Raw genomic sequence first — 13,839 nt, forward strand, 5'->3', positions numbered from 1 at the left:
CTCACAGCAACAGCGGCACCGCCAGCAGTCCCGGCACGAACGCCACCCCCAGCGTCGCCAGCAGGATGACCAGTATCGCGCCCGGCAGCCCGCCGATTGCCACCACGAGCAACGCCAACGGCGTCACCGCCACCTGCGCCCCGAGGAACTCCGCGATGAGGATGACCACCAGCCCCACGACCGCGTTGACGATGAACGGCTTCACCGCGCGAATCACGCGGTACGCGCCGAACAACGCCACCAGTACGAGGACCGCCAGCCCGACCTCCAGCATCGTTGGCATACCTCTCGCTGTGTCCCCCACCGCGAAAGTCGTTGTGGCGCCAGCCCGCCGAACGAAACCCTTACGCCGTCCCCGGCGGTACGTCTACATGCGGGACCGTGGGGTAGCTTGGTATCCTTTCGGCCTTGGGTGCCGATAACCCCGATTCAAATTCGGGCGGTCCCACTCCAACACTTTCCTAACGCGTAGCCGCGCCGCTGCTTTCATCCTCAATTAAGATTACGTCGGTTCGCGACCTGATAGCAGTTATGCAAAGCCACCGAAAAGGGGATTTAACGGAGGCGATCGCCATCGCGGAGGTGAAGCGCCGCGGGATACCGGTCTCAGTCCCGTTCGGAGACAACGAACGGTATGACCTAATTCTCGAATCCGAAGCCGGCCTCTATCGGGTGCAAGTGAAAACCGGAACGTTCGACGGGGAAACGGTGCGGTTCAAGGGCTACTCGATACACACGAATTCGGAGGGAAACGTCCACAATGCGTACGACGGGGACGTTGACTACTTCCTCGTGTACTGTCACGACTTGGAGACGATGTACCTTGTCGCGGAGGAGGCTGTGACGTCAAACATGCGCCTTCGCGTCGAGGACCCCGAAGTCGAGCAGCCGAGCATCAACTGGGCCGCCGACTACGAGTTCGACGAGCAATGGCCGCCCGAGAACGGCACTGACGACGCCACGGACGACCGCGAGGCCATCATCAAGACGCTGCGTGACCGCGGCGTGGACGTTATCGACGCAATGGACAGCGACGCGCCCTACGACGTCATCCTGCGGACGCCCGCGGACGACCTCCTGCGAGCGGCGGTCCGCCGGGGCTCGGTGACGAACGGCCGGATTCGATTCGACACGAGTCAGACCGTTCCCGGACCCGGCGATATCGAGTACGTGGTCGTGGACTGCGCGGAGCGCGGCGAGCAGTATCTCATCGAGCGCGCGAGCTACGAGCACACGATGAGTCTGCGAGTGAGCGAGCCCGAGCAGACGCAGCCGTCGATAAACTGGGCTGCCGACTACGAGTTCGACGAGCAGTGGCCGCCGAGATAGATGTTCCACAAGCGGGTCGAGGTCGTGGCCTCAACCCCGAGACTGTCGCTAACCGGCTTGACTTCTCGCTCTCGGAGGTCTACCACGCGCTGGCGTACTACCACGACCACCCCGAGGAGATGCGGGCGGTCGAGGAGGACCGCGAGCGCGTCCGTGAGATGGTAGTAGCGTTCTCAAATCCAATCCTCTAGTACATCCATGGTCCCAATTCCACCCGGGGAGAATACCTTTCCCACTACCCCACCAACACGTACGCATGAGCGACCTGTCCCCGACTGACGTGGCACCGGCGTGGGTGTGGCTCTCGACGGCCGCGAGCGGCGTACTCGCGGCTGGCATACACGTCGCGGGCGGCGCGGCCTACGAGTCCGCTGTCGGCGTACTGACCGCCGGCGCGGTCGTCGGCGTGCTGTACCTGCTCTACCAGTGGGGACAGATTCGGGAGAAGCCGACCAGCGAGACGAGCGACCGCGAGAAGGAGATGCAAGCGGAGGCTGGCGGCTACGGCGGCAACAGCGGCGGTGGCTAGCCCACCTACTCCACGCTAACCACGTCGTAGACCCCGACCATCTCCGTCTCCTCGACGCGCGCTGTGAACTCCTCACCCTCTGCGGGCGCGTCGTCGGCGACGAGCGTGATGGCTTCGATGGGGTCGCGCAGCAGGAACGACTTGATGCGTTCGGGCCACGACGGCGCGCCGCCCTTCCGGCAGACGAGGACGTACCGCGAGTCCGCGAGGTCACGGAGGGCGGGCTGGAGGTCGTGGTCGTCGACGTCCTCCGGTGGGACGACGGCGAGCACTTGCGTGTGGAGCGTTTCGGGCACACGCGACCCGAGGGGTTCGACCGGAATGAGTCTTGCTCGAACGCGACGTTTTTCCGGCGCACGCGAAACGCACCGGTATGGTCGGGTCGTCGGTGTTAATCGCGGTCGTGGCGCTGGTGTTGTACGGCGCGTGGGCAGTGACGGCTGGCGTGGCGACGCGCAGCATGGCAGCCGTGAACGCGGTGTTCGTCTCGTACGTCGCGGGCATCGCGGTCGCGGGCGGGTACGCGCTCTGGACGCGCCAGCCGGTGACGGGCTCGCGCGTGGACCTCGCGTTCGCGGCGGTCTCGGGCGTCTGTCTGGCCGCCGGGACCATCGGCTTCTACGCGGCGCTGGCGCGCGGGAACATGGCCGTTGTCTCCGCCATCGTCGCACTGTACTTCGTGATCCCCGCGGTCGTCGGCGTGCTCTACTTCGACGCGGCGCTGTCCGCGACGAACGTCGCGGGGCTCGCGCTCGCGGTCGTCGCGGTCGTCCTCGTGGCGTCCTGAACGGTTTCGACTTCGCTCGGCGACCCCCTTATACCGGCCTCCGAACATCATCCGGCTAACTCCCAGTTCGTGGGAACGAGGGTGGCGGTTCTTTGAAAACGCGCGTACAGCCCCGGCTGACGGTCGAGTAACGCGAGAAACGAGAAAAAGCGGCGACGGCGGCGACCGTCGCCGCGCGCACAGACGGAGGCTGACAGGAATGCCAAATCCAGACGACGACATCCCCACATCGTTCGACGACGACGAGGAGGAACGCATGGAGCGCCTGCTCGACGACACCGAGTACGACACGGAGCTCGGCGTCGAGATGGCGAAAGACGCCCAGCGCGTCGCCGCGGGCGAGCTCTCGGAGGCGGAGTTCTACCGCCAGTACCACGAGGACGTCCTCGAGGAGTTCGGCGAGGACGACCGCGAAATCTCGGGGCTGCTCGACGACGCGGGCGGCGACGGGTTCGCCGACCGGCTCTCCGGGCTCGCCGACGACGAGGGGCTCTCCCGCCGTGAGGTGATGAAGAAGGGCGGCGCCGCGGCGGTCGCGCTCGGGCTGTTCGCGAGCGTGGACAGCGAGACCGCGGCGGCCCAGGAGGGCGAGGACGGCGACGGGACGCGCTACGGGATGACCATCAACCTCAACAACTGCGACGGCTGTCTCGCCTGCGTCGTCGCGTGCAACGAGGAACACGGCACGTCCGGGGGCGCGAACTGGATGTACGTGTTCACGTACGAGGACGAGGACCAGGAGGACGAGAACTTCCTCGTGCGGCCGTGCCAGCACTGCACGGACTCGCCGTGTACGAAGGTGTGTCCGGTCGGCGCGCGCCACACCCGCGAGCAGGACGGCCTCGTGCTCACGGACTACGACATCTGCATCGGCTGCCGGTACTGCGAGGTGTCGTGTCCGTACGGCGTCAACTACTTCCAGTGGGGCGAGCCCGACGTCCCGGACAGCGAGATTCCCGACGAGAACCAGTACGACGAGCGCGGCCGCTGGGTGGGCGCGCGCCCGCCGAAGGGCGTGATGGGCAAGTGCACGTTCTGCGTCGACCGGCAGGACGGCGCGATGGGCGAGGAGAAAATCGGCACCACCGCCTGCGAGGAGGCGTGCGCGATGGACGCCATCCACTTCGGGGACCTGAACGACCCCGAGAGCGCGCCCAACCAGCATCTCCGCGAGTACCGCGAGAGCCAGGAGAACGACACCGAGCAGTTCCCGAACCGCAAGGAGCACACCGTCTCCACGTTCAAGCTCATGGAGGAGCGCGGCACGGACCCGAACGTCCACTACATCGGCAACGAGCCGTCGCCGCACGCCGAACAGGTCGAGGGGCCCGTGAGCTACGACGACATGGGCATCGTGGACAACCGCAAGGAGGAGGGGCTCGACAACGGCGCGATGGCCAACAAGGAGGGCGAAGAGGCATGACTGCCGACACCGACCGCGAGCGCACCGAGCGCACCGACTGCGGGGCGGGAACGCGGCGCGTCACCGCGAAGGGGGGTGAGCGCCCGTGAGCGTCGACGTCACCGGGGTCGGCCGCGACACGCTCGTGCGGCCGATTCAGACGTTCTCGAAGAAGTACGTCGCCGTCTTCCTGCTGGCGCTGGCGGGCGTCGGCGTGTGGCTGTTCTTCTACGTCCAGCAGCTCGAACACGGCCTCATCGTCACCCACCTCGGCGACTGGGGCTCCGGCGGCGGCGTCCCGTGGGGTCTCTACATCGGCGCGTTCATCTGGTGGGTCGGCATCGCCCACGGCGGCATCATCCTCTCGGCGGCGGTGCGGCTGCTCGGGATGGACGACTACCAGCCGGTCGCCCGCATGGCGGAACTGCTCACCATCGCCGCGCTGACCTGCGCCGGCCTCTACATTCTCATCCACGTCGGCCGGCCGGACCGCCTCGTCACGAGCGTGCTGCCCGCGTGGCCGACCCGCGTCCAGTGGTCGCCGCTCGTCTGGGACGTCACCGTCATCACGGCGTACTTCGTGCTGACGGCGACGTACCTGCTGTTGACGATTCGCTACGACGTCCACCGGCTGCGCGACCGCCTCCCCGACCGCTTCGAGCCGCTGTACAAGGCGCTGCTGGTCGGGTACAGCGAGAAGGAGGATGCGGTCGTCGAGCGCATGGTGTGGTGGCTCGCGTTCGCCATCATCATCATGGCGCCGCTGCTGCTCCACGGCGGCGTCATCCCGTGGCTGTTCGCGCTGCTGCCGTCGATGGCCGGCTGGGCGGGCGGCGTTCAGGGACCTTCGTTCCTCTCCATCGCGCTGACCTCTGCGGTCAGCGGCATCATCATCGTCGCGGCGGCGTTCCGCTACGCCTACGACTGGGAGGAGCTCATCCCCGTGCAGGTGTTCTACGGGCTCTCGAAGTGGCTGGGCTTCTTCGGGCTCATCTTCCTGTGGCTGCAGCTCCAGCAGGTCATCACCGGCATCTTCGCCGCGCCGACCACGCTCCAGCACGCCACCGAAGTCAAGATTTCGACGCCCATCTACTGGGTCGCCATCGGCCTCGTCGTCGCCGCGGAGCTGTACGTCTTCGCGGCCGCGCTGAAGTCGTCGCTGTTCTCGATTCCGCGCATCGTCGCGGTCTCCCTGCTGGTGCTGGTCGGCACGCTCATCGAGAAGACGCTGTTCGTCGTCGAGGGGCTCCAGCACGCGCACTTCCAGCTCTACGACGGCGTTCCCGGCGCGTACGTCCCGTCGCCCGTGGAGCTGTCCTCGCTCGTGGGCGCGGTCGGCATCGTCGTGCTGTTCTTCCTCGCCGTCTCGAAGGTGATTCCGGTGGTGGAACTGCACGCCATCGAGGACGACCACGAGGAGGTGAGTGAGTGATGCTGCCGCTGTCGTCGGCCCCGTACACGCTGCCGTTCGTCGGCCCGGGCACGTACCTCATCTTCGGCATCGTGCTCGCGCCCGTCTACGTGATGGTGGCCGCGTGGTACCTCGGCGACCCCAGCGACGGGAAGACCGCCGGCCTCGGCGTCGCCTACCTCGCCGGCCTCACGACCGCGCTGTGGGGCGGCCTGTTCGTCGCCACGATGGTCATCAAGTTCGCGTTCTTCTGACAGCCAGCCACCCGCGCCGGGGGGACCCCGGCACCCACTCAAACCAATGACCACTGCACCCGAACTCCGAGCACGACTCGCCGACGTGGAGGACCCGCTGAACGACGACGACATCGTCTCGATGGGGCTCGTCAACGACGTCGCCGTCAACGAGGACACCGCCCGCGTGGAGCTGGCGTTCAACGCGCCGTACTCGCCCGCGGAAATCGAGATTGGCAACGACATCCGGGACGTCGTCGAGGACGCCAACCTCGAACCCGACCTGCGCGCGAACGTCGGCGAGGAGCACGGCTTCGACGACGAGATTCTCCCGGGCGTGAAGAACGTCGTCGCCGTCGCCTCCGGGAAGGGCGGCGTCGGGAAGACGACGGTCGCCGCGAACCTCGCGGCCGGCCTCAACGACCGCGGGGCGCGCGTCGGCATCCTCGACGCGGACGTCCACGGCCCGAACGTCCCCCGCATCTTGCCGACGGAGAACGAGCCCGGCGTCACGCCCGACGGCGACATCGTCCCGCCCGCCTCTGAGGGCGTGCGCGTGATGAGCACCGACCACATGATGCCGGACGGCGACGAGCCCGCGGTGATGCGCGGGCCGATGGTGAACAACGTGATGATGAAGTTCATCAACGAGGTCCAGTGGGGCCGACTGGACTACCTCGTCGTCGACCTGCCGCCGGGCACGGGCGACGCGTCGCTGAACCTCCTGCAGACGCTGCCCGTCGCGGGCGTCGTCGTCGTCACCACCCCGCAAGAGATGGCGGTCGCGGACGCCCGGAAGGGCCTGAAGCTGTTCGCCGAGCACGACGCGCCCGTCCTCGGCGTCGTCGAGAACATGTCGGCGTACCACTGCCCGAACTGCGAGGACACCCACGAGGTGTTCGGCAGCGGCGGCGCCGCCGAAATCAGCGACGACTACGACGTCCCCGTGCTCGCGGAGCTCCCCGTCCACCCGGACTTCGACAGCGAATCGGGCGGCCCGACGATTCGCGACGAGGACAGCGGCGTCCGCGAGGACCTCTTCGAGTTCGTCGACGAGACCGCCGACCGCGTCGGCGAAATCAACCGCCGGAAGGTCGCCGAACACCTCGCCGAGCGCGGCGACGACGTTCCGGAGGAGGCCGACGCCCCCGCCGGGTCGCCCTGACGGTCAGTCCGCGGCCTCGACGCTCGTTATTTCGAAGCGCGCGCCCGTCGCACTGTGCTCCGCGTCGGTAGCGGCGACCTCCCAGCCGTGCGCGGACGCGATGGTATCCACGATAGAGAGCCCGAGGCCCGTGCCGTCGCTGGTCGTGTACCCCATCTCGAAGATGTCGTCCTGCAGGTCCGCGGGGATGCCTGGGCCGTCGTCCTCGACGTAGAACCCCGACCCGTCCGCGAGCGCGCCGACCCGCACCGTGACGTCGGGGCCGCCGTGTTCGACAGCGTTCCGAGAGAGGTTCTCCAGGAGCTGGACGACGCGGTCGGCGTCCGCGTCGAACGCGAGGTCACCGTCCACGACGAACGTGGCGTGCTCGGCGGCGACCGACGCCCACGCCTGCTCGGCCAGCGCCGCCAGCGACACCCGCGAGCGCTCGCCGATGTCCGCGCCCTCGCGCGCGAGCATCAGCACGCTCTCGATAATCTGCTCCATGCGGTCCAGCGCCCGTGCCGCCGCGTCGAGGTGCTCGCTTGCGCGGTGGTCGCGCTCCAGGTCCACGCGGCCCGCCGCGACGTTCAGGGGGTTGCGGAGGTCGTGGCTGACGACGCTGGCGAACTGGCCGAGGCGCTCGTTCTGCCGCTGAATCTGTCGGCGCGCGTCCTCCTCGCTGGTGACGTCCGTGACGACGACCATCTGCCCGACGCGCGTCCGCCCGAACGTGAACGGCGTCGCCGACACCTGGTAGAACCGCCGCTCGCCGTTCCGCCGGAGTTCCACGACATCGCGGTCGCCGGCGAGCCGCTCGGCGACGGCCGGCACGGCGTCCGCCAGCGGCCGGCCCGTCGCGCCCGCCAGCGCCGGGAACAGTCCGCGGGCGCGCTCGTTCGCGTCCCGAATCTCGCCGTCGTCGGTGAGGAAGACGACCGCGTCCCGGACGTCGCCCGCGAGCTGGACCGCCTGGAAGCGGTCGAGGAAGACGAACAACACCCCGACGGCGAACGCCGCGACGCCCAGCGACTCGTAGCTGAGCTCCGGGAGCGCCGACGTCGAGGCGCCGACGACGTCCGCCGCCACGGGGAGGCCGGTGACGGCGACGAGCGCGAGCAGCGGGCGCGTGTCGTAGCCCGTCTGCCCGAGCAGCTCGAACAGCATGAAGTAGCCGACGGCGGCCAGCGCGTACGCCGTCCCCATCACCACCCAGTGGAGGGTGTGGTGGTCCACAGCGAGGTGCGGGAACGGCGCCGACGCCTGCTCGACGCCGAAGTAGATGCCGTGGACCGGGTTCGTGACTTTCACCGCGACGACCGCGAGGAACACACCCAGCGCGACGCGGCGGACCGTCGGGTTGCGGTGGAACGCCCGCCCCGTGTACGCTGAACAGAAGTACAGCCACGCCCCCACGGTGGCGAGCCCGAAGATGAGGCCGCCGGTGTACGCGGCGACCTTGAGCTCCGTCGACGGCACCACGAGGAAGCCCGCCTGCGCGGCCGCCCAGCCGCCGCTGGTGACGAGCAGCGCGGCGAGCCCGCGGCGCGTCCCCGGGTCCTCGACGCGCCCGACCCGCGACAGCCCCGCGAGACACGCGAGCGCCGCCACAAAGAACACCGCGACGTAGCCAGCGAACAGCAGTCCTGTCATCAGACGACTCCGCGTTGCCCGCGGGTTCACAGCGCGGCCGGATAGCTGTTCGGGCGCACGACCACTTCCACCCCGGTTTGCCAAGCTTCTTAGGCGAGCGCGCGCTACTTGTCGTGGACAGAATGGCCCAGGCCGCAAACCAGGAACTCGTCGACAGGTTCGAGGAGTTCTACCGCCGGTACTACAGCGACGACGTCGCGGAGCTCGCCCGCAAGTACCCCCGCGAGACGAAGTCACTGCACCTCGACTGGCGGGACCTCTACCAGATGGACCCCGACCTGGCCGACGACTACATCAACCACCCCGACGACCTCCGGGAGGCCGCCGAGGAAGCACTCCGACTCTACGACCTCCCCGTGGACGTCAGCCTTGGACAGGCCCACGTGCGCGTGTTCGGCCTCGACGAGCACACCGAGATTCGCGAAATTCGCGCCGAACACCTCAACACGCTCGTCAGCGTGCAGGGGATGGTGCGGAAGGCGACGGACGTCCGCCCGAAGATCGAGCGCGCGGTGTTCGTCTGCCAGCGCTGCGGCGCCGAGACCGAGGTGCCGCAGGGCGACGCGGGCTTCCAGGAGCCCTACCAGTGCGAGAGCTGCGAGCGCCAGGGCCCGTTCAAGCTCGACCCCGAGCGCTCGGAGTTCGTCGACTCCCAGAAGCTCCGCATCCAGGAGTCCCCCGAGGGGCTGGCCGGCGGGGAGACCCCACAGAGCATCGACGTGCACGTCTCCGACGACATCACGGGCGAGGTGACGCCCGGCGACCACGTCACTGTCGCCGGCGTGCTCCGCCTCGACCAGAGCGAGGGCAGCAACGAGTCCCCCGTCTTCGACCTCTACATGGAGGGGACGTCGGTCGTCATCGAGGACGAGGAGTTCGAGGAGATGAACATCACCGAGGAGGACAAACAGCAAATCGTCGAGATCTCGAACCGCGAGAACATCTACGAGCAGATGGTCGACTCGATGGCGCCGTCCATCTACGGCCACCGGGAGGCCAAGCTCGCGATGATTCTTCAGCTGTTCTCCGGCGTCACCAAACACCTCCCCGACGAGTCCCGGATTCGGGGCGACCTCCACATGCTCCTCATCGGGGACCCTGGGACGGGGAAGTGCCTCGACGGGGACACGCACGTTACGCTCGCGGACGGCACCGAGCGCCCGATTCGGGACATCGTCGAAGAGAACCTCGAAAACCCGAAGCCGGTCGACGACGGCGTGTACGACGACATCGACATCGAGCTCCCATCGCTGTCACCTGACGGTACGCTGACACAGCGCCGTGCGACAAGAGTCTGGAAGCGAGAGGCTCCGGAGACGATGTACGAGGTACGGACCGAAAGCGCACTTGAGCTCACAGTTACGCCGAGCCACCCACTGTTCATTCACGGGGCTCGCGGACCAGAAGCGGTACGAGCAGAAGACCTCGAAGAAGGCGAACCGGTCGCGGTAGCTCCAAAGGCATCCCAGACTGGACAGTTCGCAACAGACGGCGGGCGTGTAGTGGAGCAGGTCGACAACAAAATTCGGGCCGGTTCACCCACTGTGGACTGGGACCGCATCGAATCCATCGAGACCGTTGAACCGGCCGAGGAGTGGGTCTACGACCTCGAAGTCGAAGGGACGCACGCGTACCTCTCGAACGGCGTCGTCTCCCACAACTCAGCGCTCATCTCCTACGTCCAGAACATCGCGCCACGCTCCGTCTACACCTCCGGCAAGGGTTCGTCCTCGGCAGGTCTGACGGCGGCCGCGGTGCGGGACGACTTCGGCGACGGTCAGCAGTGGACGCTGGAAGCCGGTGCGCTCGTGCTCGCCGACCAGGGCGTCGCGGCGGTAGACGAACTGGACAAGATGGCTGCCGACGACCGCTCGGCGATGCACGAGGCGCTCGAACAGCAGAAGATTTCCATCTCGAAGGCGGGCATCAACGCCACCCTCAAAGCGCGGTGTTCGCTGCTAGGCGCGGCGAACCCGAAGTACGGCCGCTTCGACCAGTACGAGCCCATCGGCGAGCAGATCGACCTCGAACCCGCCCTGATTTCGCGGTTCGACCTCATCTTCACGGTGACCGACGAGCCCGACCCCGAGGAGGACGCCCAGCTCGCCCAGCACATCCTCCAGACGAACTACGCGGGCGAGCTCAACACCCAGCAGAACCAGCTCGCGAGCGCGAACCACACCGAGGACGAGGTCAGCGCGGAGACCGACAACGTCGCGCCCGCCATCGACGCGTCGCTGCTGCGGAAGTACATCGCGTACTCGCGGCGGAACTGCTACCCGACGATGACCGACGAGGCCCGCGACGCCATCGAGGAGTTCTACGTGGACCTGCGCGCGGAGGGCCAGGGCGAGGACTCTCCGGTCCCGGTGACCGCGCGCCAGCTGGAGGCGCTGGTGCGCCTCGGCGAGGCGTCCGCGCGCGTCCGGCTCTCGGACACCGTCGAGAAGGAGGACGCCGAGCGCGTCATCGAGATCGTGCGCTCGTGTCTGCAGGACATCGGCGTCGACCCCGAGACCGGCGAGTACGACGCCGACGTCGTCGAGACCGGCCGCTCGAAGACCCAGCGCGACCGCGTGAAGAACGTGAAGGCCATCATCAAGGAAATCGAGGACGAGTTCGACGAGGGCGCGCCCGTCGAAGAAGTGCTGGACCGCGCCGAAGAAGTTGGGATGGACGCCTCGAAGGCCGAACACGAGATCGAGAAGCTCAAGGAGAAAGGCGAGCTCTACCAGCCGAACAAGGACCACCTGCGGGCAATCTGAACCCCGCGCTCTGATGGGCGCAATGGTCCGAGCGGCGGACAGAGCCAAGTCACAGTGATGCGACAACCGCCGTCGCCCGGACTCACCGGACCCAGAATGTAGGAGTGACGGGTTATTCTTCGCCAGCGCTGTCGGCGATGCTGTCGGCGATGTCGTCGAGTTCGGCGTCCGAGAGGTCGGGACGCTCGCCGGCGACGGCGTGGACCGGCCGGCCGCCGTCGTCGTCGAAGCGCGGGATGATGTGGCCGTGGACGTGCGGGACTTCCTGCCCGGCGGCCTCGCCGTTGTTGAACGCGACGTTGCTGCCGTCGGCGCCCACGACGTCCTCAACGATAGGCGTGAGGTAGTGCAGTGCCGCGAACATCATCTCGCCGCTCTCCGGCGGCACGTCACCGAGCGTCTCGTGGTGCTCTTTGGGGATGACGAGCGTGTGCCCGGGTGCCAGCGGGTTCGCGTCGAGGAACGCGAGCACGTCCGCGTCCTCGTAGACGACGCGCGCGGGAATCTCTCCATCCACGATCTGACAGAAGATGCAGTCCTCGGCCATGTGCGGCCCAACACGCGCCTCGATTAAAAGCCTACTCGCGGTTGCCGACGCTGTCGCGGAACTGGTCGCGGTCGACGACGCGCAGCGTCAGGTCCGCGGTAGCCACGGACGCGCCGTCGGCGCGTTCCGCGCGACAGGCGAACGAGAGGTCGGGGCGGTCGACGGCGACGAGCGTCGCGGACGCGTCGACGGACTCCCCGACGCCGACGGGCGCGAGGTGCGAGACTGAGGCGCCGCGCGCGACGGCGTGCGTGCCCTCCGGGAGACGGCCGCGGAGCGCGTCGCGGACGGCGACCTCGAACTGCGCGAGCAAGTGCGGCGTCCCGAGCACGGGGACTGCTTCATCGGCGGCGTCGCCGGACTGGTCGTCGTGTGCGCCGAACGCGACGGTGGCGTCGGCGGCGTCGAGCGTGAACGTGGTCTCGCCGCGAACGTCGGCGCCGGCGTCGGCGAGCATATCGAAGGCGTCTGGCATACGTGAGGCGACGACGCTTCGGGTGTTAGTCCTGACGGCGCGCCGCGGCGAGCGCGCCCCGGAGGCCGGCGACGTACTCGTCCCGGGAGAGGTCAAGCCGTGAGAGCCAGACGTCCTCGTAGGAGGGGTGGAGCGCGGGGACGAGCGCGGCGTCGAAGCCCGGCCAGTCGAGCGGGCATCCCTCGCGTACGCAGTCGCCGACCGTCGAGACGAAGCCATCGAGCCTGCGGTCGGCCAGCGACAGCAGGCTCGCGGTGGCGTGCTTGCCCGTGGCGAGCACGGCCGCGGGTTCGAGTTCGGCGAGTTCGGTTTCGAGGTGGACGGCGCACGCCTCGCGTTCGTCGGGCGTGGGGTCGCGGTTCTCGGGCGGGTGGCACTTCACGGCGTTCGTGAAGTACGCGTCCGCGTGGCCGAGGTCGGCGGCGAGGTCGCGGACGCGTCGACCCGAGTGGCGGGTCGTGTACGCCATCCCGGTGTAGTTGCCGCCGCGCCACCGCTCGGCGTCCGGATTACCGGCACCGGGCGCCTCGCCGACGACCACGAGGTCGGCGTCCAGCGGCCCCTGTCCCCACGAGATGCAGTTCCGCGATTCGACCAGCGCCGGACAGCGCTCGCAGTCCGGTTCGAGGACGTGGCGGGTGTCGGCGTCGGGGAACTCGGGCACGCCAGCGTGTCGGGCGGGCGGCGTCAATAGCCTTGCGCGCGGGCCGCCGCGAGGAACGCGAGCGCGACGACGGCGAGAATCGGAACGAAGACCGTCCACTCGGGGAACTCCCAGTACGCGTCGGCGGCGCCGTACGCGACCAGCACCGCGCCGGCCGCCGCGACGGCGTTACCGGCGTGGACCGCGGCGTACTCAGGGTCCGCGCTCTTGTCGTAGTTGGCGAGCAGGTCAGCGCGCCGACGCACGCGGACGAAGAGCGCGACGGCGACGAGCAGGACGCCGACCGCGGCGAGGACGAGCGAGTCGGTGGGCACTACTCCGTGAGCGGGAGGACGATGCCGAACACGAGCGGGCACAGCAGGATGCCGAGCACGCCCGCGACTTCCGCGTCGAACAGCAGCGCCTGCTCCCAGCCGGGCAGCGAACTGCCGGTGAGCGCGAGGCCGAGCGCGCCGACGGCGAACAGCACGAAGCTCGTGAGCGTGGAGCGTTTCGCGAGCGTCGGGTAGTCGAGGTTACCGTAGCGTCCCATGTCCCGAGCACTCGCGTCGTCGCTACTAAGCCTTCTGTCTCGAACAGAAGGGCTATGAACGACGGCTGGCTACCGCTGGCTATGCTCAACAACGCTGCGGAGCTGTTAGACGTCGCCGCGACACTCGCGTACGCCGTCCTCAGCGCGGGCTTCGTGGGGGCGGGGGTCCTCACGGAACTGCGGAGCGCCGCCACGCTCGGCGGCGGCGAGACGGTGCTTGGCGTGTGGCTGGCGGTCATGGGCGTCGTCGCCATCGCCGCCGGCACGATGCTGTTCACGGACAAGGTGCGCGCACGGATTGGCGGCGCGTAACCCGGGGGCGACTGTACAACCGATTACCCTTTGGGGGGCGAGCGAGACGGGTACGC

The 13,839-nt window shown here is 68.3% G+C and carries 18 protein-coding genes and 1 tRNA gene; 11 read left to right on the forward strand and 8 right to left on the reverse strand.

From position 1 onward, the window contains the following. Position 1: 1 nt before the first annotated feature. Positions 2–283 carry a pro-sigmaK processing inhibitor BofA family protein gene (locus tag HHUB_RS11825; protein ID WP_059057806.1) on the reverse strand — a complete coding sequence of 94 codons (282 nt, stop codon included), beginning with the start codon at positions 281–283 and terminating at the stop codon, positions 2–4. A 92-nt stretch (positions 284–375) separates the two neighbouring features. Here HHUB_RS11825 and HHUB_RS11830 point away from each other — a divergent pair. The 4 genes from HHUB_RS11830 (at position 376) to HHUB_RS11845 (ending at position 1,858) form a co-directional block, all read left to right on the forward strand. Further along, a tRNA-Pro gene (locus HHUB_RS11830) sits at positions 376–448 on the forward strand. A gap of 83 nt (positions 449–531) precedes the next feature. Beyond that, on the forward strand, positions 532–1,329 hold the full coding sequence (locus HHUB_RS11835) for a group I intron-associated PD-(D/E)XK endonuclease (RefSeq protein ID WP_082687235.1): 798 nt from the start codon (positions 532–534) through the stop codon (positions 1,327–1,329). Continuing rightward, positions 1,314–1,520: a hypothetical protein gene (locus HHUB_RS11840; protein ID WP_059057808.1), complete on the forward strand. Its 207-nt coding sequence runs from the start codon at positions 1,314–1,316 to the stop codon at positions 1,518–1,520. Before HHUB_RS11835 ends, HHUB_RS11840 begins: the two co-directional genes overlap by 16 nt. A 65-nt stretch (positions 1,521–1,585) precedes the next feature. After that, a complete protein-coding gene (locus tag HHUB_RS11845; protein WP_059057809.1) occupies positions 1,586–1,858 on the forward strand; it encodes a hypothetical protein in 273 nt (90 codons plus the stop codon). A 5-nt stretch (positions 1,859–1,863) separates the two neighbouring features. Here HHUB_RS11845 and HHUB_RS11850 read toward each other — a convergent pair whose 3' ends face one another. Next, positions 1,864–2,154 (reverse strand): DUF7526 family protein, encoded by a 291-nt coding sequence (locus tag HHUB_RS11850; protein ID WP_059057810.1) that lies wholly within the window; start codon positions 2,152–2,154, stop codon positions 1,864–1,866. Between the two features lie 77 nt (positions 2,155–2,231). Here HHUB_RS11850 and HHUB_RS11855 point away from each other — a divergent pair, with 77 nt between their 5' ends. The 5 genes from HHUB_RS11855 (at position 2,232) to HHUB_RS11875 (ending at position 6,856) form a co-directional block, all read left to right on the forward strand. Further along, entirely contained in the window at positions 2,232–2,645 is a 414-nt protein-coding gene (locus tag HHUB_RS11855; RefSeq protein ID WP_059057811.1) for an EamA family transporter, read from the forward strand. 199 nt (positions 2,646–2,844) lie between these two features. Then, entirely contained in the window at positions 2,845–4,068 is a 1,224-nt protein-coding gene (locus tag HHUB_RS11860) for a 4Fe-4S ferredoxin N-terminal domain-containing protein (RefSeq protein WP_059057812.1), read from the forward strand. Between the two features lie 85 nt (positions 4,069–4,153). Then, complete coding sequence (gene nrfD / locus HHUB_RS11865; RefSeq protein ID WP_059057813.1) at positions 4,154–5,479, forward strand: NrfD/PsrC family molybdoenzyme membrane anchor subunit; 1,326 nt, start codon at positions 4,154–4,156, stop codon at positions 5,477–5,479. Continuing rightward, positions 5,479–5,712: a hypothetical protein gene (locus HHUB_RS11870; protein WP_059057814.1), complete on the forward strand. Its 234-nt coding sequence runs from the start codon at positions 5,479–5,481 to the stop codon at positions 5,710–5,712. The genes nrfD and HHUB_RS11870 overlap by 1 nt, the downstream gene beginning before the upstream one ends. A gap of 46 nt (positions 5,713–5,758) precedes the next feature. Beyond that, positions 5,759–6,856 (forward strand): Mrp/NBP35 family ATP-binding protein, encoded by a 1,098-nt coding sequence (locus tag HHUB_RS11875; RefSeq protein ID WP_059057815.1) that lies wholly within the window; start codon positions 5,759–5,761, stop codon positions 6,854–6,856. A 3-nt stretch (positions 6,857–6,859) separates the two neighbouring features. On the opposite strand, the gene HHUB_RS11880 is transcribed toward HHUB_RS11875, so the two are convergent. Next, entirely contained in the window at positions 6,860–8,488 is a 1,629-nt protein-coding gene (locus HHUB_RS11880) for a sensor histidine kinase (protein ID WP_059057816.1), read from the reverse strand. Between the two features lie 122 nt (positions 8,489–8,610). On the opposite strand from HHUB_RS11880, the gene HHUB_RS11885 reads away from it, so the two are divergent. Further along, positions 8,611–11,253, forward strand: a complete 2,643-nt coding sequence (locus HHUB_RS11885) for an ATP-binding protein (RefSeq protein WP_059057817.1) — start codon at positions 8,611–8,613, stop codon at positions 11,251–11,253. Positions 11,254–11,365: 112 nt separating this feature from the next. Here HHUB_RS11885 and HHUB_RS11890 read toward each other — a convergent pair whose 3' ends face one another. Genes HHUB_RS11890 through HHUB_RS11910 form a run of 5 tightly spaced genes read right to left on the reverse strand, consistent with a single transcriptional unit; the run spans position 11,366 to position 13,471 of the window. Continuing rightward, positions 11,366–11,800, reverse strand: coding sequence for an HIT family protein (locus HHUB_RS11890; protein WP_059057818.1), 435 nt, complete (start codon positions 11,798–11,800; stop codon positions 11,366–11,368). Between the two features lie 31 nt (positions 11,801–11,831). Further along, on the reverse strand, positions 11,832–12,275 hold the full coding sequence (locus HHUB_RS11895) for a thioesterase family protein (RefSeq protein ID WP_059057819.1): 444 nt from the start codon (positions 12,273–12,275) through the stop codon (positions 11,832–11,834). A gap of 25 nt (positions 12,276–12,300) precedes the next feature. Continuing rightward, a complete protein-coding gene (locus HHUB_RS11900; RefSeq protein ID WP_059057820.1) occupies positions 12,301–12,939 on the reverse strand; it encodes a uracil-DNA glycosylase in 639 nt (212 codons plus the stop codon). A gap of 23 nt (positions 12,940–12,962) precedes the next feature. Continuing rightward, positions 12,963–13,253, reverse strand: coding sequence for a hypothetical protein (locus tag HHUB_RS11905; RefSeq protein ID WP_059057821.1), 291 nt, complete (start codon positions 13,251–13,253; stop codon positions 12,963–12,965). Beyond that, complete coding sequence (locus HHUB_RS11910; RefSeq protein WP_059057822.1) at positions 13,253–13,471, reverse strand: DUF7860 family protein; 219 nt, start codon at positions 13,469–13,471, stop codon at positions 13,253–13,255. Before HHUB_RS11910 ends, HHUB_RS11905 begins: the two co-directional genes overlap by 1 nt. Before the next feature lie 81 nt (positions 13,472–13,552). On the opposite strand from HHUB_RS11910, the gene HHUB_RS11915 reads away from it, so the two are divergent. Then, a complete protein-coding gene (locus tag HHUB_RS11915; RefSeq protein ID WP_143416390.1) occupies positions 13,553–13,783 on the forward strand; it encodes a hypothetical protein in 231 nt (76 codons plus the stop codon). Positions 13,784–13,839 lie beyond the last annotated feature (56 nt).

The sequence above is a fragment of the Halobacterium hubeiense genome (assembly GCF_001488575.1).
Classification (GTDB): Archaea; Halobacteriota; Halobacteria; order Halobacteriales; family Halobacteriaceae; genus Halobacterium; species Halobacterium hubeiense.

Coding starts and splice junctions, on each gene's coding strand:
- HHUB_RS11855 (WP_059057811.1), top strand. CDS start 2,232: ATGGTCGGGTCGTCGGTGTTAATCGCGGTCGTGGCGCTGGTGTTGTAC.
- HHUB_RS11890 (WP_059057818.1), bottom strand. CDS start 11,800: ATGGCCGAGGACTGCATCTTCTGTCAGATCGTGGATGGAGAGATTCCC.
- HHUB_RS11825 (WP_059057806.1), bottom strand. CDS start 283: ATGCCAACGATGCTGGAGGTCGGGCTGGCGGTCCTCGTACTGGTGGCG.
- HHUB_RS11885 (WP_059057817.1), top strand. CDS start 8,611: ATGGCCCAGGCCGCAAACCAGGAACTCGTCGACAGGTTCGAGGAGTTC.
- HHUB_RS11835 (WP_082687235.1), top strand. CDS start 532: ATGCAAAGCCACCGAAAAGGGGATTTAACGGAGGCGATCGCCATCGCG.
- HHUB_RS11870 (WP_059057814.1), top strand. CDS start 5,479: ATGCTGCCGCTGTCGTCGGCCCCGTACACGCTGCCGTTCGTCGGCCCG.
- HHUB_RS11895 (WP_059057819.1), bottom strand. CDS start 12,275: ATGCCAGACGCCTTCGATATGCTCGCCGACGCCGGCGCCGACGTTCGC.
- HHUB_RS11875 (WP_059057815.1), top strand. CDS start 5,759: ATGACCACTGCACCCGAACTCCGAGCACGACTCGCCGACGTGGAGGAC.
- HHUB_RS11860 (WP_059057812.1), top strand. CDS start 2,845: ATGCCAAATCCAGACGACGACATCCCCACATCGTTCGACGACGACGAG.
- HHUB_RS11910 (WP_059057822.1), bottom strand. CDS start 13,471: ATGGGACGCTACGGTAACCTCGACTACCCGACGCTCGCGAAACGCTCC.
- HHUB_RS11845 (WP_059057809.1), top strand. CDS start 1,586: ATGAGCGACCTGTCCCCGACTGACGTGGCACCGGCGTGGGTGTGGCTC.
- HHUB_RS11915 (WP_143416390.1), top strand. CDS start 13,553: ATGCTCAACAACGCTGCGGAGCTGTTAGACGTCGCCGCGACACTCGCG.
- HHUB_RS11880 (WP_059057816.1), bottom strand. CDS start 8,488: ATGACAGGACTGCTGTTCGCTGGCTACGTCGCGGTGTTCTTTGTGGCG.